At 68.8% G+C, this 22,370-nt stretch carries 22 protein-coding genes; 15 read left to right on the top strand and 7 right to left on the bottom strand.

What is annotated here, in order from left to right; all coding sequences use genetic code 11:
- The first annotated feature begins 107 nt into the window (after positions 1 to 107).
- The 6 genes from AW272_RS20920 (at position 108) to AW272_RS20895 (ending at position 5,602) form a co-directional block, all read left to right on the top strand.
- Positions 108 to 944, top strand: coding sequence for an alpha/beta fold hydrolase (locus AW272_RS20920; protein WP_066367944.1), 837 nt, complete (start codon positions 108 to 110; stop codon positions 942 to 944).
- On the top strand, positions 937 to 1,524 hold the full coding sequence (locus AW272_RS20915; protein ID WP_066367705.1) for a TetR/AcrR family transcriptional regulator: 588 nt from the start codon (positions 937 to 939) through the stop codon (positions 1,522 to 1,524). Before AW272_RS20920 ends, AW272_RS20915 begins: the two co-directional genes overlap by 8 nt.
- A 34-nt stretch (positions 1,525 to 1,558) precedes the next feature.
- Positions 1,559 to 1,999, top strand: a complete 441-nt coding sequence (locus AW272_RS20910; RefSeq protein ID WP_169807585.1) for an SRPBCC domain-containing protein — start codon at positions 1,559 to 1,561, stop codon at positions 1,997 to 1,999.
- A 130-nt stretch (positions 2,000 to 2,129) separates the two neighbouring features.
- Positions 2,130 to 3,638, top strand: a complete 1,509-nt coding sequence (locus tag AW272_RS20905; RefSeq protein WP_066367700.1) for an alpha/beta hydrolase — start codon at positions 2,130 to 2,132, stop codon at positions 3,636 to 3,638.
- A gap of 96 nt (positions 3,639 to 3,734) precedes the next feature.
- The gene (locus tag AW272_RS20900) at positions 3,735 to 4,940 is read left to right on the top strand and encodes a sensor histidine kinase (RefSeq protein WP_066367698.1); all 1,206 of its coding nucleotides are present in this window, start codon (positions 3,735 to 3,737) and stop codon (positions 4,938 to 4,940) included.
- Entirely contained in the window at positions 4,937 to 5,602 is a 666-nt protein-coding gene (locus tag AW272_RS20895) for a response regulator (RefSeq protein ID WP_066367696.1), read from the top strand. Before AW272_RS20900 ends, AW272_RS20895 begins: the two co-directional genes overlap by 4 nt.
- Positions 5,603 to 5,763: 161 nt before the next feature.
- Here the strand turns inward: AW272_RS20895 and AW272_RS44230 are convergent, their stop codons facing one another.
- A complete protein-coding gene (locus AW272_RS44230) occupies positions 5,764 to 6,024 on the bottom strand; it encodes a MerR family transcriptional regulator (protein WP_066367942.1) in 261 nt (86 codons plus the stop codon).
- A gap of 1,378 nt (positions 6,025 to 7,402) precedes the next feature.
- Between AW272_RS44230 and AW272_RS20885 the strand changes: the two genes are divergently transcribed.
- A complete protein-coding gene (locus AW272_RS20885; RefSeq protein ID WP_066367694.1) occupies positions 7,403 to 8,254 on the top strand; it encodes an MFS transporter in 852 nt (283 codons plus the stop codon).
- Here the strand turns inward: AW272_RS20885 and AW272_RS43235 are convergent.
- Positions 8,208 to 8,411 carry a hypothetical protein gene (locus AW272_RS43235; protein ID WP_066367691.1) on the bottom strand — a complete coding sequence of 68 codons (204 nt, stop codon included), beginning with the start codon at positions 8,409 to 8,411 and terminating at the stop codon, positions 8,208 to 8,210. The genes AW272_RS20885 and AW272_RS43235 overlap by 47 nt on opposite strands.
- Positions 8,412 to 8,598: 187 nt before the next feature.
- Between AW272_RS43235 and AW272_RS20875 the strand changes: the two genes are divergently transcribed.
- Positions 8,599 to 10,314 carry a hypothetical protein gene (locus AW272_RS20875; protein WP_157518675.1) on the top strand — a complete coding sequence of 572 codons (1,716 nt, stop codon included), beginning with the start codon at positions 8,599 to 8,601 and terminating at the stop codon, positions 10,312 to 10,314.
- A 327-nt stretch (positions 10,315 to 10,641) separates the two neighbouring features.
- On the opposite strand, the gene AW272_RS20870 is transcribed toward AW272_RS20875, so the two are convergent.
- A complete protein-coding gene (locus tag AW272_RS20870) occupies positions 10,642 to 11,271 on the bottom strand; it encodes a TetR/AcrR family transcriptional regulator (protein ID WP_066367673.1) in 630 nt (209 codons plus the stop codon).
- 91 nt (positions 11,272 to 11,362) lie between these two features.
- On the opposite strand from AW272_RS20870, the gene AW272_RS20865 reads away from it, so the two are divergent.
- Positions 11,363 to 12,538 (top strand): cytochrome P450, encoded by a 1,176-nt coding sequence (locus AW272_RS20865; RefSeq protein WP_066367668.1) that lies wholly within the window; start codon positions 11,363 to 11,365, stop codon positions 12,536 to 12,538.
- Between the two features lie 17 nt (positions 12,539 to 12,555).
- On the opposite strand, the gene AW272_RS20860 is transcribed toward AW272_RS20865, so the two are convergent.
- On the bottom strand, positions 12,556 to 14,082 hold the full coding sequence (locus tag AW272_RS20860) for an RICIN domain-containing protein (RefSeq protein WP_083958512.1): 1,527 nt from the start codon (positions 14,080 to 14,082) through the stop codon (positions 12,556 to 12,558).
- Between the two features lie 503 nt (positions 14,083 to 14,585).
- Between AW272_RS20860 and AW272_RS20855 the strand changes: the two genes are divergently transcribed.
- From AW272_RS20855 to AW272_RS20840, 4 genes are all read left to right on the top strand, one after another.
- Positions 14,586 to 15,419: an alpha/beta fold hydrolase gene (locus AW272_RS20855; protein ID WP_066367666.1), complete on the top strand. Its 834-nt coding sequence runs from the start codon at positions 14,586 to 14,588 to the stop codon at positions 15,417 to 15,419.
- Positions 15,416 to 16,708, top strand: a complete 1,293-nt coding sequence (locus AW272_RS20850) for a PP2C family protein-serine/threonine phosphatase (RefSeq protein ID WP_083958511.1) — start codon at positions 15,416 to 15,418, stop codon at positions 16,706 to 16,708. Before AW272_RS20855 ends, AW272_RS20850 begins: the two co-directional genes overlap by 4 nt.
- On the top strand, positions 16,705 to 17,076 hold the full coding sequence (locus tag AW272_RS20845; protein WP_169807584.1) for an STAS domain-containing protein: 372 nt from the start codon (positions 16,705 to 16,707) through the stop codon (positions 17,074 to 17,076). Before AW272_RS20850 ends, AW272_RS20845 begins: the two co-directional genes overlap by 4 nt.
- 134 nt (positions 17,077 to 17,210) lie before the next feature.
- A complete protein-coding gene (locus AW272_RS20840) occupies positions 17,211 to 17,609 on the top strand; it encodes an ATP-binding protein (protein WP_066367663.1) in 399 nt (132 codons plus the stop codon).
- Position 17,610: 1 nt separating this feature from the next.
- Here AW272_RS20840 and AW272_RS20835 read toward each other — a convergent pair whose 3' ends face one another.
- Entirely contained in the window at positions 17,611 to 18,336 is a 726-nt protein-coding gene (locus AW272_RS20835; protein WP_066367661.1) for an SDR family NAD(P)-dependent oxidoreductase, read from the bottom strand.
- Positions 18,337 to 18,508: 172 nt separating this feature from the next.
- On the opposite strand from AW272_RS20835, the gene AW272_RS20830 reads away from it, so the two are divergent.
- Positions 18,509 to 19,423 carry a LysR family transcriptional regulator gene (locus AW272_RS20830; protein WP_066367659.1) on the top strand — a complete coding sequence of 305 codons (915 nt, stop codon included), beginning with the start codon at positions 18,509 to 18,511 and terminating at the stop codon, positions 19,421 to 19,423.
- A 28-nt stretch (positions 19,424 to 19,451) separates the two neighbouring features.
- Here AW272_RS20830 and AW272_RS20825 read toward each other — a convergent pair whose 3' ends face one another.
- Positions 19,452 to 20,426, bottom strand: a complete 975-nt coding sequence (locus AW272_RS20825; protein WP_245657642.1) for a sigma-70 family RNA polymerase sigma factor — start codon at positions 20,424 to 20,426, stop codon at positions 19,452 to 19,454.
- 78 nt (positions 20,427 to 20,504) lie between these two features.
- Between AW272_RS20825 and AW272_RS20820 the strand changes: the two genes are divergently transcribed.
- Positions 20,505 to 21,161 (top strand): maleylpyruvate isomerase family mycothiol-dependent enzyme, encoded by a 657-nt coding sequence (locus AW272_RS20820; RefSeq protein ID WP_066367656.1) that lies wholly within the window; start codon positions 20,505 to 20,507, stop codon positions 21,159 to 21,161.
- Between the two features lie 10 nt (positions 21,162 to 21,171).
- Here AW272_RS20820 and AW272_RS20815 read toward each other — a convergent pair whose 3' ends face one another.
- A complete protein-coding gene (locus AW272_RS20815) occupies positions 21,172 to 22,224 on the bottom strand; it encodes a LacI family DNA-binding transcriptional regulator (protein WP_066367655.1) in 1,053 nt (350 codons plus the stop codon).
- Positions 22,225 to 22,370 lie beyond the last annotated feature (146 nt).

Here is a 22,370-nt window from a genome sequence, read left to right as displayed (position 1 = left end):
GTTCTCTGGAAATCCCTCGTTTGCGTCGACCCATGCACCCCCTTGACTCGGTTGGCTAATTCCATTAGCTTTTAGCTATTCAAGTTAGCAAGTCCATGGAGGACATCGTGCCCGAGTACCTGCGCATCGACGGCAACACCATCGCCTACGACGTGACCGGAGAAGGGCCCTTGGTCGTCCTCGCGCACGGCATGGGCGACAGCCGGCACTCTTACCGTTTTCTCGTTCCGGCCCTGGTGACGGCTGGATACCGGGTGGCCAACGTGGACATCCGCGGCTGTGGTGACTCCGGCCTCGGCTGGGACGGCTACACCCGCACCGACATCGCCGGTGACCTGGTCGCCGTCGTGCGCCACCTCGGGGGGCCGGCAGTGATCATCGGGCAATCGATCAGCGGCGGGGCGGCGACCATCGCGGCCGCCACCGCGCCCGACGTGATCACCGGCATCATCGAGCTGGCCCCCTTCACCCGCAAGCAGTCGGTCCCTCTGGGTGGTCTGCTGCGGGTCAAGCGTTACCGGGCCGGCTCCACCCAGCTCGGGATGACCATGCTCCTGGGAAGCCTGTCGGCCTGGAAGAAGTACCTCGACCTGGCCTACCCCACCAAGCCCGCCGACTGGGACGGCGAGCTGGGCCGCATCGACACCAAGATGAGCGAGCCCGGCCGGATGAAGGTCCTGCAGGCCATGTGCAAGAACGCGCCGACCGACGCCGGCGCCCAGCTACCCAACGTCACCTGCCCGGTCCTGATCATCCAGGGCAGCCTCGACCCCGACTGGGCCGATCCGCGAGCCGAGGGTGAGAAGATCATCGCCGACCTGCCCGCCGGTCTCGGGGAACTGGTCGTCATCCAGGGCGCCGGTCACTACCCGCACGCCCAGACACCCGACAAGGTCCTCGCACTGGCCCTGCCGTTCCTGGCCAAGACCCTGGCCAATGCCTAGGGCCGGGCTGAGCCCGGCGTCGGTCACCGAGGCCGGGGCCGCCCTGGTCGACGAGATCGGGTTCGAGAACCTCAGCATGGGCCTGCTGGCCGAGCGTCTGGGGGTCAAGACCCCCTCGCTCTACAAGCACGTCGCGAGCCAGGCCGACCTCGCCCACCGGATCGCCGTCCTGGCCATGGCCGAACTCGCCGACGCCATCCGCGACGCCACCCAAGGACGTTCCGGCAAAGAGGCCCTTGTCGCCGGGGCGCACGCGATGCGGACGTACGTGGCCGAGCACCCCGGTCGGTATGCCGCCGGCAACGCCGCCATCATCACCGGGCCCGACGACCCCCTGGTCCCGGCCATCGGTCGCGTCCTCGCCTCCTGGACGGCCATGTTGCACGGGTACCGGCTGGACCGCGACGAGGAGATCCACGCGCTGCGGATGCTGCGCAGCATGCTGCACGGATTCTCAGCCCTCGAAGCGATCGGCAGTTTCCAGATCAACACTGACGTCGATGACAGCTTCACCTGGATGCTCGGGTTCATCGACCAGGGCCTGAAAGCGAAGTGGCCCGACCTGATTCCAGCCCACTGACCTGAGTTCTGTTGAACCGTTGTGGAGTGTGATCGTGAGCTACGTCATCAAGACCGGCGTCGACATCAACGCCGGCAGGGAAGCGGTCTGGGACGTCCTGGTCGACTTCCCCCGCTACGGCGAGTGGAGCAACTTCTCCCGTGTCGAAGGAACGGCCCAGGTGGGCAACAGGCTCTCGATGAAGATGCCCGGCTTCTCCTTCAGGCCCACCGTCACGGTCGTGGAACCGGGTGAGCAGTTGCAGTGGTCGGGCACGCTCATCTCCGAGCGGCTGTTCCTCGGCCGGCATTCGTTCATCCTCCTGGCCAATCCGGACGGCACCACCCACCTCACCAACCACGAAGAGTTCTCCGGCGGCCTGACGACCCTGATGCAGCCCTTCATGAAACAGGGCGGCGACAACGGCTACACCGCCTTCAACGCCGGCCTCAAGCGGCAGGTCGAAGACCGCGCCACGCAGCAGAACCGCACCTGAAGTACCCCTCGTCTCCCTCTTATGGGGGACCTGGAGGGGGACTCGTCGGGGACGACCGCAGGGTGTGCGGGTTCCTAACGTTGACCTCAGAACGATCAGCCCGATCGAGTCTGACCTCAGGGAGCATCCGATGAAGACCGCTTTCGTCTCCGCACTGCTGGCCCTGGCCAGCGTCGCCGCACTCACCCCGGTCGGCTCCCCCGCCGAGGCGGTCACGCGGGCCACCGCCGCCCCCGCGATGACGGCTTCGGCCGCCACGGTCGCCGGGCTGCAGCCGTGCAAGGATCTGGAGGCCATGCCGACGGCTCGATGCGGCGTCCTGACCCTGCCGCTGGATCGCCGCAACCCCGCCAAGGGCACCACCCCGGTCGCTTTCGCACTGATCCCGCACACGGACACCTCGAAACCGGGACTCGGCACGATCGTGCCGAACCCGGGTGGTCCGGGTGACTCGGCGATCGACCTGGCCGGTGCGCTGTTCGCCGATGGCTTCGCATCGCTGTCGGATCGGCGGGACCTGCTGCTGATCGACCCCCGCGGGGTGGGCCGCTCGGGGGCCATCACCTGCCCGGCGCTGGCGGGACCGGACCGGGCGTTCGTCGGCCTCGAACGCCAACGCGCCATGATCGGTGAGTGCGGCGAGCAACTCGGCGAGCGGGTCGGCGACTACGGCACGGCCGCGTTCGCCGACGACATCGACGCCGTGCGGGCCCGGCTCGGCGTGGACCGGCTCGACCTGGTCGGCGTCTCCTACGGCACCTACCTGATGCCGGTCTACGCCCAGCGCCACCCCACCCGCGTCCGCACCATCTCCCTGGCCGGCGCGTACGCGGTGAACACCAACCCGATCGGCACCGGTGACGTCGCCGCCTTCCGGCGGGCCGTCCGCCTGGTCTGCCAGCGCACCGAAAAATGCTCGGGCACCACGGTACTGAACGACATCGCCGCGTTGGCCAAGCGGCTGAGAGCCAACCCGGCCCAGGTCGACGTCACCTACGCGGGCACCACCCACAACGTCGTCCTGGACGAATGGCGGATGACGTCGACCGCCGCCGGGGTGTACGCCTCCGAGGCCGACATCGACACCGCACTGGCCCTGGCCTCGGCGGCCGCAGCCGCTCGCCGCGGGAACCTCGAACCGTTCCGCGAACTCGTCCGCGACGACCTCACCACGACGGCCGAAGCCTTCACCAAGGGTTCGGAGCTGTACTCCGACACACTGTCCTGGGCCGCCACCTGCCACGACTACCCCCGCGACTTCGACTACGCCGACAGCCTGTCCACCCGCCGAGCCGACTACGACCGGGTCCAGTCCCGCCTGTCGGCCAAGGACTTCGCACCGTTCAGCCCGAAGGCGTGGGTCACCCGCGCCGACTACGACACCGCCGCCTGCCTGAACTGGCCGAACGACCCGACGGCCAAGTCCCCCCTGCCGCGTGGGGCCAAGCTGCCGAACGTGCCGGTCCTGGTGCTCTCCGGTGACCTGGACGCCAACACCACCAGCCTCGCCGGACGGCAGGCCGCGGCCCAGTTCCCCCGCGCCACGTTCAAGGAGTACAAAAACGTCGGACACACCCCGGGAACCGCCCCGGAAGGCGTGGTGGACATCCTGTCCTTCATCGTGGCCGGTCGGGCCTGACACCATCGCTGACACCACCACCGGCAGGCCTGGCCGCGGCCAGGCCTGCCCGGCGTGCGTACGGACCAGACGGAACAGCTTAGAAGGGATGGATCGGTGAGGCGCAGTACCGGGCTGGACGAGAACGCCTCCCTGCGTCACCAGTCGATCCTGATCGCCCTGATCTGCACGGTCGTGGACGGCGCCATCTTCTACTTCCTGGATGCCTCCGGGCAGCCGCTGGTGCCGGCGCTGTGGCTGGCCGCGGCGGCGATCGCGCTGGTGGATCTTTCCCTGGCCCTACCGGCCGCGACCGCCGGGTGGGTGGCCCTGGCCCACGGGGTGGTCCGCTGCGCGGTGGCGGTGCTGCTGGTCTCGGCCACTGGGGTCGGCGACGGCGGCCCAGGCAACGCCACCGGGCTGGTCCTGGCGGGCTATCGGGCCGGGGCTTGGCTGCGGGGATGGCAGTCCGGTGGCGCGCTGGCCGCTCTGGTGATCGGCATGACCGGCGCCCAGCTGGTGGTGGGCTACGACACCGGCGGCAGCGGCCTGGTGACCACCCTGACCACGGTGAGCAACACGTTCCTGCCGTGGCTGATGGGCCGCTACACCACCGCCCGCAGCGGGTACATCGACGAGGTCGAACGGCGGGCCGAGGCCGAGCGGCAGTCGGCCCGCGAGGCCCTGACCGCGGTCGTGGCCAAGGAACGCGGGGCCATCGCCCGCGACCTGCACGACACCATCTCCCACCATGTCGCCGCCATGGGGGTGCACGCGGCTGCCGCCCGGCTCGGGCTCGCCGCGGGCGCAGGTCCGCAGAAGCTGAAAACCGCTCTGGAACAGATCGAATCCTCGAGCCTGGCCGCGATGTCGGACCTGCGCCGGATGCTTGACCTGCTGTACGACGACCACCGCGACGAGGTCCGCCAGCCCGGCCTGCGCAACCTCGAGGAACTGCTCAACGGCAGCCGGCGAGCCGGCCTGCCGCTGCAGACGCGGGTGCGCGGACTGGAACCGGCCCGCCTGCCGGACTCCGTGGATGTCGCGGCCTACCGCGTCGTCCAGGAGATCCTCACCAATGCCCTTCGCCACGGCGCGGGTGGCACCCTCGATCTCGTCATCGACCAGGACGACACGCACCTGGTCGTCACCGGCAGCAACCCGGTGCCGGCGGTCGCGACACCGTCCCCGGGCACCGGGCGCGGACTGGACGGCATCCGGCACCGAGCCGGCCTGTACTCGGGCAGCGTCGAGTCCGGGCCCGCCCCCGATGGCCTGACCTGGACAACCCGCGTGAGCTTCCCCCTGGAGACAGATCGATGACCATCAGCGTGCTGCTCGCGGACGACCACGAGTTCTTCCGCTCCGGGTTCCGGGCGGCCCTGGAGACCCAGCCCGACCTGCAGTGCGTGGCCGATGTCGGCGACGGCCGGGCAGCCGTCGACCACGTGTTGCGGCTGGCCCCGGACGTCGCCGTGCTCGACGTGCGGATGCCCGTGCTCGACGGGCTGGGTGCGGCCGAGATGATCCTGGCCGGCAACTCCGCCACCAAGATCCTGCTGCTCACCACGTACGACGACGACGCCTACCTCTACCGGGCGCTGCAAGCCGGAGCCAGCGGTTTCCTGCTCAAGAGCATGCCCACCGAGGAACTGCTCGGGGCCATCCGGGTCGCCGCCCGCGGCGATGCGCTGATCGATCCTTCGGTCACCCAGCGCCTGGTCAGCCGCCTCGCCGCCGGGCTGGCCCCCACTCCCGAGCCACCGGAACTGCAGCGCCTGACCGCCCGCGAACTGGAGATCCTGCTGGAACTGGCACGCGGTCGCTCGAATGCGGAGATCGCGGCGGTGCTGTTCGTCGGCGAGCAGACGGTGAAGACCCACATCTCCCGGGTCCTGGCCAAACTCGACCTCCGCGACCGGGTCCAAGCCGTGGTCTACGTCTACGAGCACCGCCTCCTGACCCGCCTCACATCCGGGCCATGACCCCATGGAATGAAGCACAAGCAGGCTGCGGCCATGTCATATCTGGTCGTCATCGACTGCCCAGCCACTCCGGCGCGCCCGCTCACCAGGACGGGCCGCACGAGCGCATCCAGGAGGAGTTCGACCTGATCACCGAAGAGGTCAACCCCCACCCGCCGTGGCTAGTGTGCGGCCGGGCGTTCACGGGCCTGGTTGATGCGCAGCGCCTCGGCCAGCTGGTCTTCCAGGATGACGATGCGGCAGGCGGCCTCCACCGCGATGCCCTGGTCCACCAATTCGCGGGCGCGCGAGGCCAGGCGCAACTGGTAACGGGAGTAGCGGCGATGGCCGCCGCTGGAGCGCAACGGCTCGATCAGCTTGGCGGCGCCCAGCGCCCGCAGGAACGTCGGGGTGACATCAAGCATTTCGGCGGCCGCACCCATGCTGTAGGCGGGGTAGTCCTCATCGTCGAACCGATCCTCGAACCGATCCTCGAACCGATCCTCGAACCGGTCGTCGGCCGCCAACCCGCTCCTGGGTCCGGCCGTGTGCGCGATCCTGCCGGGAGTCAGCGTGTCTCCACCGGCAGCCGAGCGAGTTTGAGCCATACATTCCTTTCCCTGCACGCACAGGGGGCCCCGACGCCTGTGCGCCGGGGCCCCGAAGAGTTCAACACCATCTACCGGCCATCGGCCGGTTCTCTGTTTTCCGCGTCCGCCCTGCTGTGCGGCGGAGATGCGGGGATCGCAAATGCGTGACCGGAGACCACCTGCCTATCTGTGGAACTGCGGTACCCGAGCGGCGAGACACAGCCTGCAACGGGCGATCCTGATGGCGTTCAACACTCCCTTCGTCTCTATCTCCGCGACCTACTGTCTGACTTCTGTCTGACTTCACCTGCGGCAGCGCGTCCACGATCAGGACCCCCAGCACCGCACTGGCCCCTCACGTCCGACCTTCTGCCATGACTGCTACTGCGACTTCACCTGCGGCAGCGCGTCCACGACCAGGGCCCCCAGCACTGCACCGGCCCCTGTCGTCCGACCTTCTGCCATGACAACTACTGCGACTTCACCTCTGGCAGCGCGTCCACGGCCGGGCCCCTTACTACTGCGTGGCCCGTCACGTCCGACCTTCTGCCGTCAATCCACTTCGTGTTGCTCCGGGCGGTTCATCGTGATGCTCGTACTTCCGCCACCCGGTCGATCCGTCCTTGCGATGTGAGAAACATTAGCTCCGACGCCCGCGAATGTCTACTCCAGTGAGTACAGATTTTCGATGTCAGGTGCGGCAGCCTTCCGCCGGCGCCGTGACCAGCGGGAACGCCGTATCACTGCCACCGGCCGGGGCTGGCCCCGCTGCGGCGGACGACCAAAAGGGCTCGCACGACATGTGGGCCACTGGCGTTGGCAGCGATTCGTCGCGCGCCAGAGGCCGCCGCGGTGTGCCACGACCGCTCTATCGGTCTGGCTTGCCGCTGTGGGTGAGGAGTTCGGGGTTTGCCGCTCGGTTTCGTCGGGGCGGGTTGCGGTGGCGAGTGTGGTCAGCCCCAGGATTTCGGCGCCGTGGCCATGGGCTTGTTCCATGGGGGCGGCCACCCGCTCCGCTGTGGTGTGGCCCTGGGCGACCCGATCGTCCAGGTAGAGCTGCAAGGCCCGCATTCCAGCGGAGATCTGCCGCTGGACCTCCTCTACCGTCGCCTCCGAGGTCTTCTGTTCGTGCACGGGCCGGGCGGCCATCGTCAGCTCCCGTTGTCCGCAGGCCGGATGACACGGTGGTCTTGGCGTCCCGGCCCCAGCACAGCACCAAGAGACGACCTCGATGAAGGGCGTCTTCGCCGCCAGCTTCATCGGCACCTCGATCGAGTGGTACGACTACTTCATCTTCGGCACCGCCGCCGCGCTGGTGTTCCCCCGGTTGTTCTTCACCGACTCCTCGCCCGAGGCGGCCATGCTGGCCTCTCTGTCGGCGTTCGCGGTCGGGTTCCCGGTACGCCCGATCGGCGCGGCCGTGGTGGGGCACTTCGGCGAGCGCATCGGCCGTAAGTCGATGCTGGTGCTCACCCTGATCCTGACCGGCACGCTGCCGACGTACGCGGCGATCGGCATCGGGGCGCCGTTGCTGCTGGTGGCGCTGCGCATGATCCAGGGCTTCGGGGTGGCCGGCGAGTGGGGCGGCGCGCTGCTGATCTCCACGGGGAACGCCACTCCGCGCAAACCGCGCCTTCTAGGCAGCCTCGCGCAGTTCGGGGTGCTGCTGTCCAACCTCGCGTTCCTGGCCGTGGCAGGGCTGACACTGGTGCTGGCCTCCACGTCGGTGTGGATCCTGGCGATCGTCGTGTGGGCCCGGCTGTCGGACCGGTTCGGCTCCAAGACGCTCTACATCATCGGCGCGGTCACCGCCGTGATCTGGCCGGTGCCGATGTTCGCCCTGGTCAACACCGGCAACACGGGCTGGCGCTGGTCAGCTTCCTGGTCGCGGCGATCGTGCAGGGCATCATGGCCAGCGCGCAGGGCGGCCTGTTCACCGAGTTGTTCGACCCGAAGGTGCGCTACAGCGGCATCTCGGTCGCGTACGGCATCGGCGCGACCGTGGCCGGCGCGGCCACCCCGGCCTTCCCCGCCATCTACGCCGCCAACGGCTCCTCCACCCCGGTCGCGCTGTTCAGCCTGATCGCGGTGCTGGGCGTGAAGAAGGTCCCCCACGAGACGGAGCCGGCCCCGCCGCGGTGGTGCCCGAGTCCGCCTGAACCACTGCGGGCAGCGTTGCTCATCCCGTCCGCCACGATGTTGGAGAAGTCGAGGGCGCTCATGTCGATCGAGGTCTCCATGTTCTCCGTTGGCTGCTGGAATGCACGAAATTTCGTTATTTGGTTACCCGAAATCCGATCCTCGGGATGGCAACAAGATCGCATTGCATCAGGCTGGTAACGAAAACGGCGAGGAGGTGAGGTCTCCATTTTTGGCGGGCTGAGTGGTCAAAGATGACTGCGATACTGCCGAGGAAAGGAAAACCTGGTGCGGTCGAAGTGGTCATTGCTGGTTGCCGTGCTGGCATTGTCGACCGGCCTGGTGGCGGTACCGGCGGAGGCGTCGGCCGTACGGACGTCGGTCACGAAAGTGACGGCCTCACCCGCCCGGCAGACGACCGACTGTCCCGCCAGCGTGGGATTCTCCGCCATCGTCAACGTCGGCGGGAGGGGCGTTGTCCGCTACCGCTGGGTCCGCGCCGATGGAACCAAGAGCGCGGTCAAAACCCTTAGGACGCGGGGGCCCAAACGCGTCACCGTACGAGACCGACAGGTATTCGACGGCGACGCCAAGGGTTGGCAGGCGGTGCAGATTATCGGTGCTCGGCCGATCCTGTCCCAAAAGGCGCGATTCACGGTGGCGTGCTCGGGCCGCGATCCCGTCTACACCCCCATTCACCCGCTGCCGGGAGGCGCCGCGTCAGAGCGGATCCGGACCGCGGTCTCCGTCAAGGCCGCGCCTTCCAGCTACGCGGGGACGTGCCCGGCCAAGGTGACATTCACCGCGCAACTCCAGGTCTCCCGAGTTCCGGCACAGGTCGCCTATCAGTGGATCGACAGCGCGGGTGGCGAAGGGCCGATCCGGTACGCGAACTTCACCGGCTCACGGAGCCGCACCCTCTCCACGACGGCCACCGTCACCGAGAGCACGACCGGATGGAAGGCCGTCCGCGTCCTGCGCCCTGACGTCAACGTTTCGAGCCGGGCCGTGTACGGCGTCACCTGCGACACCGGTCCCGTCGTCGCGACCCCGAGCATCGACCCCGGTACGTTCTGGAACTCCGGCGAGTGTCCTGTGACGGTTCGATTCACCGGGAAGGTGACCGTCAGCAAGGTCCCCGCCACGGTGGCCTACGAATGGGTGAGCGACCAGGGCGTCAAGGGCCCATCGGGGACGCTGAAATTCACCGGGCAGCCGGGCGCGCTCGCCGTCACCCCGTACGACTATCGGACGCAGGCCAAGGGCTCGGCCACACTCAAGGTCCTCAGCCCCGCGGCCGAACCGGTCACGACCTGGTTCGGGGTGATCTGCCAGGATGGAAATCCGGCGGGAGGCTACGGCCAGGTGAACGAGGTCGAGTTCGCCGGGAACTGGGCCGACATGTGCGGGCCGCAGAAATCGCTACGCGCGAAGGGGACCGTCCGAGCCGCGAGCGGACCGGCCACTATCACGTATGAATGGATGATCAACGGTAGTCCTGTCGGCATCACCGACTCCGCGACTTCCACGGGTACCGATCCGTGGTATCAGGACGTCATCAACCTGGGGCTTCAGGCTCACCACGCGGTATCCGGCTCGCTGGCACTCAAGATCCACAACGATGGCAACATATCTCCGACAGTGAACTACGGCACGGCCTGCGCCGACGCCGACCATGACATCTTCCTGGTCCACACGGTGCCGGACGCGAACCCCTTCTGCGGCAGCAACGCGTGGGTCAAGAACCGCGCCTACTTCACCGCGAACGAGTTCACCGGCACGGCTGGCTACCAGCTGATCAGGAAGGCGTCCGGCGGTCAGTGGCAGCCGATCGGCACCCCGGCCACCGCCACGTTCACCGGGAAACCGGGCGAGCGGCTGTTCGTCAATCTGCCGTGGCCCGCGACGCAGACCGAGGCCGGCCAGTTCAAGCTGGCGCTGACCCACGGCGGCCAGACCTACGAGACCACGCCGCTCTCATACACGGTCACCTGCCCTGCCTGAACCTCTCGTTGAGTTCGGCCCCGATCTCATCAGGATCGGGCCGGGATGCGCGCGCACCCGACCCGATCACCTGATGGCCGACAAGGGCTACAGCTCCCGCGCGATCCGCCCACACCTACGGCAACGCGGGACCGGCCACACCATCCTCGAACGCTCCGGCCAGATCGCCCGACGCAGGCGGCGAGGAGGTTCGGCGGGCGTCCACCTGCCTTCGAGCGGGACGCCTACCGCCGCCGTAACGTCGTCGAACGCTCCTTCACCCGGCTCAAGCAGTTCCGCGGCATGGCCACCCGCTACGACAAGACACAACGTCCTACACCGCCGTGGTCACCCTCGCTTCACTTCTGCTCTGGCTATGACCTTTGAAGACACGGGAAGCCGCGAGGGTGCCCCGGCGGCGGTCATGACGCCGTACACCACCCCGGCGATTCGGTCGGCGGCCTGGTCGGGATCGGGCCGACCGGCGTCGAGCCAGGCGATGACCGCTTCGATGGTGAGGGCGGGGATCAGGTCGGCGGCCCATTCCAGCCACGGTCCCGGGGGGATGACGCGGGCAAGGTTGCGGTGGGCGATCTGGCGTGAGGCGGCGGCCATGGAGTCCGTCAGGTCGCGGAACTCCCGCTCGCGCGCGGCATGGCGGAACAGCAACCGGAACCCGTCGGGATCGGCACTCGCGGCCTCGACCATGGCGGGGACGGCGCGCTCGTCGTAGTCCCCCGAGCCGGTGGCCTCGTTGAGGCGGGCACAGGCACGGTCGAGGACGGCCCGGTAGAGGTCGGCCTTGGATTCGAAGTGCCGGTAGAGCATGGCCCGCGTCAGTTCCGCCTCGGTCGCGACGTCGTCGAGGCCGGTGTCGGCGAACCCGTGGCGGGCGAAGGCGCGCGTGGCCGCGTCGAGGATCTGCTCGCGCCGCTCGGCGCGCCGCAACCGCCGGACCGGGACCGCCTGGTCGACCATTCGGACTCTCCTCTTGTATCCCCCAAAGTGTACAAGTTAGATTACTAGACATCGGAGTGTACAAATAGATGTCTACTTATGAGGCGGTCTCATGTCCACCCTGCCGTTCGAACAGTCGGAAGGCCCGCTGCGCCGCTCCCCTGAGCTGCGTGAACTCCAGGCGCAGGGCCCGGTGCACGCGGTGACCACAGCGGTTGGCGATCCCGCCTGGCTCGTCACCGGTTACGAGGAAGTACGCCGTCTGCTTGCCGACGACCGGTTCGGCCGGGCCCATCCTGAGCCGGAACGCGCCTCCCGCAGCGGAGAGTCAGCGCTCTTCGGCGGCCCGCTCGGCGACTTCGACACCGAGCAGAGCGACCACCGCCGCATGCGCGCCCTGCTGCAGCCCCACTTCTCCCCCAAGCGCATGCGAGCGCTGCGCTCACGGATCGAGGCGCTCACCACCTCGCTGCTCGACGACATGGAGGCCGCGGGTTCACCCGCCGACCTGCACACCGCTCTGGCCCTGCCGCTCCCGATCGCCGTCATCTGCGAACTGCTCGGCGTGCCCTACGCCGACCGCGACCTTTTCCGCGCCTGGAGCCAGGCCGCCGCCGACGTCACCGACCGCGCCCGCTCGGAGAAGGGCTTGGCCGACCTCTTTCTGTACGGCCGCGATCTCGTCGCCCGCAAACGCGCCGAAGGCGACCCCGACGCCGATGTGATCTCCCGCCTGGCCGCCACCGAGGGCGTCTGCGACGACGAGGCCGCCATGCTCGGCATGTCCCTGCTGTTCGCCGGTCACGAGACCACGGTCACCGCGATCGGCATGGGCACCCTGTGGATGATGTCCACCCCCGGCCAATGGCAGGCCCTGGCCGCCGACCCCGCCCGCGTCGACGCCACGGTGGAGGAGATCCTTCGTGGCTTCGGCCTGGGCGGCGGTGGCCTCGTGCGCTACGCCCGCACCGACCTCGACCTGGAAGGCGTCCAGGTACGCACCGGTGACCTGGTCCTGCTGGACACGGGCGCGGCCAACCACGACCCCGCCGCGTACATCGAACCTGAGCGCTTCGACCCCGGCAGCCCTGTGGCGCCCCACCTGAGCTTCGGCCATGGCGCGCGCTACTGCATCGGCGCGCCCCTGGCCCGCATCGAGCTGAGCGTGGTCTTCGGCCGGCTCGTCACCCGCTTCCCGGCCATGCGGCTGGGACGCCCTCTGGAAGAGATGACCTTCGACCCGAACACCCTCACCGGCGGGCTGACCTCCCTGCCGGTGACCTGGTGAACTCTCGCGGTTCGGGGCTAGACGGTCGTGCGCGACCACTGCTGGTTGGTGCCGGAGTTGCACGGATACTGCTTGAGGATCACGCCGTCCGCGGTCGACGCGGACGGTACGTCCACGCATTTGCCGCTGTGTCGTGCCCGGAGCTGGAAGTAGCTGCCGATGGCGACCATCTGGAACTGCTGGTTGGTACCGGTGCCACAGGTGTACTGGACGAGTTCGGCACCGTCGGCGGTGGAAGCGCTCACCACATCGAGGCACTTTCCGCTGTGGCGGCTGATGACGCGCCAGTAGCTGCTGCCGGCGTCCTGGAACTGCCACTGCTGCCACGCGTTGCCGCCGTAGGAGTACTGGCTGACGCGCGCACCGTTATTGGTGTTCGGCTGCTGAACGTCCATGGCCTTGCCGCTGTGGCGCACATTGATCCGGTAGAAGGTTTCCGGCGCCGGCGAAGGGCTGGAGCCACCGATGGTGTCGCCCCAGGCGTACCGGACCCGGTCAGCGCCGGAGGTGTTGCGGACGGTCAGGTTGAGACCGGTGCCACTGCCGCTCAGGGCGTGCATCGAGTAGTGGTCGTAGCCGAGGCCGGCGGTGATCTTGCCGCCGAGGGCGGGCCAGTAGGTGCCGCCCATCTGGTTGTCCCGCATGACCTGGGCCATGGCGCGGATGTAGCGCACGAAGTTGTCGCCGCTGTTCGCGTCGCTGTAGTCGAGGCCGGTGGCCATCGGCGCGCCGAATTCCGTCGCGACCGCGCGGGAGGCGCAGTTGCCCAGACGCGTCTGGATGTGGCTTCGGAAAGCGTCGTAGGTCATGGCGCCGTAGAAGAACGTGTAGTAGTGGAAGGACAGCAGCGTCGAGTTGAAGCGGCTGTCGTTGCAGATGTCCCGCAGGTCCTGGCTGAAGCCGGTGCCGCCGATGAGCACCCGGCCGGGCACCGCCGAAGTGTGATAGCTGAGCCAGTTCGCCGCGACGTTGCGCCACTCCGCCGAGCTGTAGCCGTGCGGCTCGTTCATCGGCTCGAAGTAGACATTGCTGTTCGAGCCGTACGTGTTGGTCACGTTGGACCACATCGTGTTCCACGCGGCGAGGTTCGTGATCCTGCCGCCGGAGGCGGCGCCGTCCTCCCAGTAGGCCAGGATGACCTTGAATCCGCGTTCGGTGGCGGCGTCGATGGCGCCGCGGTAGGCGTTCCACCAGGTGGTGTTGGCCACGGTGTGGGTGTTGACGGGCAGCCGGACGGTGTTGACCCCCATGGTGGAGGCCATGTCGTCGTAGAGGGCGTTGGCCTTGGCCCGGACGGTCGCGTTGCTGTCGGACTGACTCAGGCCCTGCACGACGAGCGTGCCGGTGCTGAAGTTGTCACCGAGTACGGCCCAGTTCATGCCTCGGAAATGGCTGGTGGCGGCATTGGCCGACGGCGCGGAGACGACGAGGCCCGCCACTGTGAGGAGCACGGTCACCACCAGGGCGATCAGCGACCGTCGCGACGCCCGGATGCGCCGCGACGGTCCTGTTAAGTAACCCTCGGACGCCACGAAAATTGCCATGAGATTTCCCATCACTAGATCTGAAATTTTCAGAGCTCGACGTGTTCACCGACCTCGGCCACCCCACTCCCGAGTGGTGGTCCGGGGAACGGACGACCCCCTTCCAGGTCGGTCTGGACCCGGGGACCGCATGTCTCGCATCGGGTGCCGGAACGGTGTGAACCGGAGTGTCCGATCCAGGTCCCGGGCCGCCGGGACACGAGATAACGCTGGTGGTAGAAGGCCCACTCAGGCCGCGGCGCGGACCGCGTACCGGATGGAAGACGTCCACCGCGAGAGCCTGCAGCGCCCGCGTGTTTCGGCCGGGCGCCACGGAGGTTCTGATGTCGCCGCTCTCCATTGAATCGCCGCCATCCACGTGTCTGCCCGGATGCTATTTCACATCCGCCACCTTCCAGCGGTGCGGCCGATAGCCCACCTCCGTCATTCGGCTTCCTGCGCAGAGGATCCGGTGCCCCATAGCATCAGGTCCGGTGAGGCGATCAGACTGGCGAGGTGGAGCTGTGGGCGACCTTGACGTACAGGCACGCCACCACGTGACGGTGAGCGGCCGGCACACGAGCGGCCCGACGTTGATGCTGGCGCACGGGTTCGGTTGTGACCAGAACATGTGGCGGCTGGTGGAGCCGATCCTGGCCCGCGATTTCCGCGTGGTGACCTTCGATCACATCGGCGCGGGCCGGTCCGACCTGTCGGCCTGGCGGGCCGAACGTTACGCGACTCTTGACGGCTACGCCGATGACGTACTGGCCATGTGCCGGGACTTGGACCTTCCCCCGGTGGTGTTCGTCGGACACTCGGTCAGCGCGATGATCGGCGTGCTGGCCGCCGTACGGGAACCGGAGCGGTTCGCCCAGCTGGTGCTGCTGGTGCCCTCCCCCTGCTACATCGACCACGACGACTACCGGGGCGGGTTCACCCGGGCCGACATCGACGAGTTGCTGGAGTCACTGGAGAGCAACTATCTGGGCTGGTCGGCGGCGATGGCGCCGGTGATCATGGGCAATGCCGACCGGCCCGAACTCGGTCAGGAGCTGACCAACAGCTTCTGCCGGACCGATCCGGAGATCGCCCGTTCCTTCGCGAAGGCGACGTTCCTGTCCGACCACCGCCAGGAGCTGGCTCGGGTGAACGTGCCGACGCTGGTGCTGGACTGCACCCAGGATGTGATCGCACCGCCCGAGGTGGGCAGGTTCGTCCACGCCCAGATTCCGGGCAGCGTCCTGGTCACGCTGCCGGCGACCGGGCACTGCCCGCAGTTGTCGGCACCGCAGGCCACCGCCGAGGCGATCGCGATCTTCGCCTCCGAGGTGGCGGATACCGCTGATCGCCCATGATGACCAGCACCGGGCATGACTCGGACGCACCTGAACCCCACGATGACGCAGTTCCCGGCGACGGCGCGGTGGGCCGGGCGGCGTTTTCTGCCCTGCTGGAAGACAGCCCAGAAGACCTGTACGAGAACGCGCCGTGCGGCTACCTGTCCACCTTGCTGGACGGCCAGATCGCCAAGGTCAACGCCACGTTGCTGGGCTGGCTCGGCTACCGCCGCGAAGAGCTGGTGGGGCGCCGTAGTTTCTCCGACCTGCTCACCATGGGCGGCCGGCTGTACCACGAGACCCATTTCGCGCCCCTGCTGAAGATGCAGGGCCAGATCGGCGGGGTGGCGCTGGAACTGCGGGCCGCCGACGGCAGACGGCTGCCGGTGCTGGTCACCTCGGTCATCAAGACCAGCGGCGACGGCCAGCCGCAACTCGTCCGGACCACGATCTTCGACGCCACCGATCGGCGAGCATACGAGCAGGAGTTGCTGCGGGCCCGCCGTGAAGCCGAGCAGGAACGCCGGCGGCTGCAGGAACTGGTCACCACCCTGCAGGCCAGCCTGTTGCCTCCGTCCCTGCCGCAGGTGCCGGGCCTGCGGACCGCCACGCTGTATCACATCGCCTCCCGCGACGAGGTCAGCGGCGACTTCTACGACCTGTTCCAGATCAGCCGAGACCGATGGGCGTTCTTCCTGGGTGATGTGTGCGGCAAGGGCGCCGGCGCGGCGAGCGTGACCTCGCTGATCCGCTACACCCTGCGCGCGGCCGCCGCCTACGACGGTGATCCACTCAGCATGCTGACCACCCTCAACACCGCCCTGTTCCGGGAGTACCGGAGTGAGGATCCGCGTTACTGCACGGTCATCGTCGGCGTACTGACCCCGGACGGCGATGGTTTCACCGTCGCCCTGGCCAGCGGCGGCCACCCACCGGCGCTGCTGCTGGGAGCCGACGGCGAGGTCGCCTTCCGTCAGACCCGGGGCGGGATGCTGGTCGGCATGCTGGCCGATGCCGTCTTCACGACCACCTCGGTACGGCTGGGACCGGGTGACACACTGCTGCTCTACACCGACGGGCTGACCGAGGCTCATGCCCCGGCCTCCGGCACCGGCGACGGCCGCTACGGCGAGGAGGCCCTGCACGCCTTCGCCACCGGTCTGGGCCCCACCACCGCCGAAGGGGCCATCACCGCGCTGGCCGAGGTTCTCCGGGGATTCGGCGACGGACTGACCGATGATGCCGCGGTCCTGGCCCTGAGCGTGCCCGCCGCCGAGATCTCCCCATCCGGGAAAGGCCGGTTGTGACCGCCGTCGTCGAGCTACGGAAACTGCCTGTCCCCAGCACGGGGGGCCTGCTCACACCAACGGTGCTGGCCGTGCGGGGCGACCTGGATCACACCAACGCCACCCAGCTCCGCCAGCACGTGTTCGCTCAGCTGCCCGACCACCGGCACCACCTTGTCCTGGACATGACCGCGCTGGGATTCTGCGATTCCAGCGGCATCAGGGTCCTGCTGACCGTCCACACCTGGATGAACGAGCGCGCGGGACTGCTGGTCCTGGTCGGGGTGCCGCCCCGCCTGGCCCGGGTGTTCGAACTCACCTGTCTGGACCGGCTGTTCACCATCCGCCCCACCCTCGCTCACGCCCTGCGGGAATCACCTGCCCCATGACACGGCTCCCCACAGGTGGACCGTCGCTTAGGGGGTAGGTGTGTGTCCAACAGCGAGGCGTCCAACCCGGAATCCGTTCTCGCCACGTCGGTCGCCCTCTCCGCCCAAGACGGCACCGGAGAGGAGGTCACGACATGACGAATGTGCCCCGGCACTGGCCGATCACCGACGACCTGTCCGCTCTTCGCGACCGCGTCGGCAGCTACGCGTCCGGAGCGGGACTGAGCACGCAACGCGCCCAGGACCTGGAACTGGCGGTCAGCGAAGCAGCCGCCAACGTGCTGGAACACGGCGGCGGTCACGGCACCCTGAGCATCTGGGCCGACGAACTCGACCTCACCGTCGAGATCGCCGACACCGCCGGTCGGCTGGCCCCCCACCACGCCTACCCGCAGCCACCCTCCACCCAGGCCCCGCGCGGATTCGGACTGTGGTTGATGGGGCAGGTCTGCGACGAAATCAGCATCGACCAGCAGCCCGGCGGTTCGCGCCTGCGTCTGCGCATGGCCTTGACGCCCGCCCCGAACGGCTGACTCAGATCGCTGTGGCGCCCGCGTCGACGCTGATCGTCGCACCGGTCATGTAGCTCGCTTTCGGTGAGGCGAGGAACACGACGGCCTCGGCGATCTCCTCGGCGCGTGCCGTACGGGCCAGGGGAAGGACCTTGGCGAGGTCCTCGATGCTCTCGCCCCACTCCACGAGCACGCCCTCGGTCCTGGTGGGTCCGGGAGCGACCGTGTTGACCCGTACATACGGGGCGAACTCGGCGGCCCAGGTACGGGTGAGAGAGGCCAGTGCGGCCTTCGTCGCGCTGTACACCGACGCACCGGGGATGCCCTTCGTGGCGGCCATGGTGCTGATGTTGACGATGGCGCCGCGGCGCTGCCGGACCATGTGGGGTGCGAGCCGGGCCACCAGGAAGTAGGGCCCGCGCACGTTGGTGGCGTAGACCCGGTCGAAGCCCGCGATGTCCTGTTCGAACGTCGTCGCCGTCGGGAACGCCGCGGCGTTGTTGACCAGGATGTCGACCTTCCCGGCCTGCTCGGCCAGCGCGGCGACGGAGTCCGTGTCGGACATGTCAACGGGGACGAAGCGCACCCGCCCCGCCTCGGCCAGCTCGTCGGCGGCCCGTTCGCCCCGCGTCACGTCACGACCGCTGATGATCACCTCCGCGCCTCCGCGTGCGAGCCTGCGCGCGGTCTCCAGCCCGATCCCCGCCGTACCGCCGGTGATCAGGGCCACCTGATTCTCGAATTCCATGTCGGCTCCATCCCTGGTGACTGCTCGATGTCTGGCTGGAACCCCAGGGAGCCGGACGATATTGCCGGGCGGCTGCCGCCATCGCCGATACCCCTCATAAGGCGCGCCACCAGCTGCTCTGTCGAGCGCGCCCACTCGTCGACGTCGTGGGGCCATCCGCGACGATGGGGAGATGGAGATCAGAGAGATGCGGGCGTTCGTGGCCGTCGCGGAGGAGGGCGGCGTGTCGGCCGCGGCCCGCCGCCTGCACGTGAGCCAGTCCGCGTTGTCTCAGACCGTGCGGTCCCTGGAACGCCAGCTCGGGATACAGCTGCTGGAACGCGACCACACCGGTGCACGTCCCACCGCCGCCGGCCTGACCATGCTCGGTGAGGTCCGAGCGCTGCTGGAACGCCACGACGCCATGATCGCCACGATGACCGGCCGGCCGGCCGAACCGTGCTCGCTGAGAATCGGCGTCCCCCTGGAGTTCCCGCTGGATCTGCTGCCCTCGATCCTGGCCGAGCTGAACACGGTCTACCCGGAACTGAAGATCGGGCTACGGCACTCCTCCGGCAGCGCCCAGCTCACCGCGATCCGGAGTGGCGATCTGGACCTGGCCCTGGTCCGCGACCGCCCTTACGACCCCCTCCTCGACAGCGTGCTCGTCGTGGAGGAGGCCATGGGCGTGATTCTCACCTCGGCCCGCTCAGCGGAGCTCGCCGACGCCACCGGCGTTCGGCTGGACCGCCTGCGCGGCATGTCCTGGATGGGGTTCGCGCGTTCGGACTCACCGGCCTGGCACGACCAGGTCACGGCCATCCTGCGCACCCATGGCGTGCCCGTGAGAGATCTGTCCGGAGACCAGGATCGCCCGGTCACTCCGGAGGTGAAACTCGCCGCCGCCGGCACCGGCCGATCTTTCGCCTTCGCCTCTCGCGGCTGGCTGCCGGCCCTGCCACCGGGGCTGATCTGGCACCCGCTGATCGGCAACCCGATCGTCCGCAGAACCTGGGCGGTCTGGCCCGCCGCATCGACCTCCCGTCACCTCGCCGCCCTCGTCGCGACCCTGGACCTCACCGAGCGGACCCCCATCGTGATGGAGTGATCCGCCGGTCGGCTCGGTATCGGTCCTCTCACATACGTCCGTGGACGTCGTACCTCATCGGCGGGAACAGGCGGGTCAGGCGCTCGGCGTCGAGAAAGGTGACGATGTCGGTGATCGCGCCGTCGGCCACGTCGAGCACGATCAGGGCGAACGGGTGGTGGCTGCCGTCCGGGGCCGGGCGGGTCTGCCAGAAGGCCGGCGACCCGTTCGCCTCGACCGGCCACAACCGTGCCCCCGCGCACGACCCCGCGGGGTCGGTCAGGGCCAGGCGGATCTGGTCGCGGCCACGCAGCCACCAGGCGAATGGCGGCATCGACATCCTGACGTCCTCATGCAGGAGCGACACCAGCGTGTCGATATCGTGGCGTTCGAACGCCGCGCAGTATCGATCGAGCAGGTCACGCCGGGTGGCGTCGTCGAACCGCTTAGGGGTGGGGGCAGTGGCTCTGAGCGTCGCCCGGGCCCGCTGCAGTGCGCTGTTGACCGAGGCCACGGTGGTGTCGAGCAGGTCGGCGGTCTCCTTGGCCGTCCAGCACAGGACGTCACAGAGGATCAGCGCCGCGCGTTGCCGGGCCGGAAGATGCTGGAGCGCGGCGACGAACGCGAGCCGGATCGTCTCGCGCCGTAGCGCCACCTCCTCCGGGCCCGCTTCCGCCGGTATGGCGCGGGCGTCGGGGATCGGGTGGATCCACCGCTCGTCCGCGACCGGCGGACCCAGCGCGGCGCCGGCCTGCGAGGCCGGGCCGAGGTCGATGGCGAGGGCACGGCGCTGGGCGCTGCGGAGCATGTCGAGGCAGACGTTGGTGGCGATGCGATAGAGCCACACGCGCAGCGTCGCCCGCCGTTCGTCGTAACGCTCATAGGCCCGCCAGGCCCGGACCAGTGTCTCCTGTACGGCGTCTTCAGCCTCGAAGCCGGAACCCAGCATCCGGTAGCAGTAGCCGGTGAGCTCGGTCCGGTGTCGCTCCAGACGTTCGTCCGGCCCAGACGAGATGTCCACCACGCATCGACCTTACGACCGACCGATGAGTCCTCGGCCTCCGGCCCGTATGTCCTGGGAGACACGAAACGTGGAGGCGACATGAGGAATTCAGCAGTGGGCGACGAGGCCGCACGGGCGGCGGTGCGCGCGGAGCGCGGTGACCAGGCCGACCTGCTCGCCGCGCTCCGGCCCGACCAGTGGGACGCTGCGACGCTCTGCGACGGGTGGCGGGTCCGCGAGGTCGTGGCCCACACGACGATGCCGTTCCGGCAGTCGGCCGGGCGGATGCTCGTGGAACTGGTCAAGGCCGGTGGAAACTTCAACCGGATGGCCGACCGGCTCGCCCGCCACGACGCGAGCCGGATGAGCAGCGCGGATCTTCTGGCCGTGCTACGCGCCAACATCGCGCACCCGTGGAAGCCGCCCGGCGGCGGAGCGGTCGGGGCCTTGTCGCACGACGTCATCCACGGCCTGGACATCACGGTCGGCCTCGGGCTGGGCAGGGTCGTGCCGCCGGAGCGGATCGCGATGGTCTTCGCCGGGATGACGTCCAAGAACATCGCATTTTTCGGTACGGACCTCACCGGCGTCCAGTTGCGGGCCACCGACCTCGACTGGACCCACGGCACCGGATCGCCGGTGACGGGCCGTGCCCAGGATCTGCTGCTCGTGATCTGCGGACGGCGGCTGCCGCCGGGTCACCTGGAAGGAGCCGCCGCCGACCGGTTCACGGCGCCCGGCCCGCAGGAGCGGTGACGAGCTTTTCTCAGCGGTGGCCGGCTCGGGCCGGGGAGGCGGTGCTGGAGCGCACTTCCAGCCGGGTGGCCAGTTCCACCCGGTGGTCGTCCGGTGCCGCGCCGGCGGCCAAGGCCATCACCATCTGGGCGGCGGCGGTGCCCATCTTCCGCAACGGCTGACGCACGGTGGTCATCGGCGGGTCGGCCCACCGCGCCAGCGGCAGATCGTCGAACCCGACGACGCTCAGGTCCTCCGGGACGCGCAGCCCGGCGCGGTGGGCCGCCTGGTAGACCCCGAGCGCCTGCAGGTCGTTGGCGGCGAAGACGGCCGTCGGCGGCTCGGGCAGTTCCAGGAGCGCCGTGCCCTGGCCCCGGCCGCCCTCCACATACAGCGGGGCGGTGCGCACCAGGGTGGGGTCGGCGGGGACACCGGCCGCGTCCAGGGCCGCACGATAGCCGTCCAGGCGAGCCCGGCAGCACATCAGCGTGTCGGGGCCGTTGACCATGGCGATCCGGCGGTGCCCCAGCTCCAGCAGGTGGCGCGTCGCGGACAGGCCGCCGTTCCAGTTCGTCGCCCCCACCGAGGGGACGTCATGGTCGGGCTCGCCGCGCGGATCCAGGGCTATCAGCGGGATGGAGCGGCTGGCCAGGCGGTCACGCTGCCGCTCGCCGATGTCGGCCGAGACCGCGATGACCCCGAGCGGGCGGCGGGCGAGCACCTGGTCGATCCAGCCCGCATGCGGGGAACGCCGTCCGCGCATGTCGGTCAGCCCCAGGATCATTCCGTACGCCTGGGTCACCTCGTCCATGCCCTGGATCAGTTCCAGCGCCCACATGCTGTCGAGGGACTCGAAGACGACCTCGACGACCGCGCTGGATTCGGTGGTGTCCGGCCGGCGACGCCAGCCGTGCTCCCTGACCAGGTCCTCGATCCGGCGGCGGGTGTCGCCGGCCACCCCGGGATGGCCGTTGATCACCTTGGAGACGGTCGGGGCGGACACGCCGGCCAGCTTGGCGATGTGCGCGAGCGTGACCTCCTGGCGGGGAGGCGCCGCATGCGGGTCGCGGGGAAGAGCGGTCACGCTGAGATTCTAGGGATCGCCGGGAAACTGTCGTGAAATATACAGAATCATTCGCTGCTGAAAGCTCTGTGAGCTGCACGAAATGCTTTCTCTCGTACGGACGGCTGTCCTCTTCCGGCCTCGGGGTCACAAGATGCGAAGCCCAT

The organism is Herbidospora mongoliensis, from assembly GCF_001570545.1.
In the GTDB taxonomy this organism is placed as follows: domain Bacteria; phylum Actinomycetota; class Actinomycetes; order Streptosporangiales; family Streptosporangiaceae; genus Herbidospora; species Herbidospora mongoliensis.
Note: the sequence above shows the minus strand (reverse complement) of the source record. Positions and strands in the feature narration are given on the sequence as shown.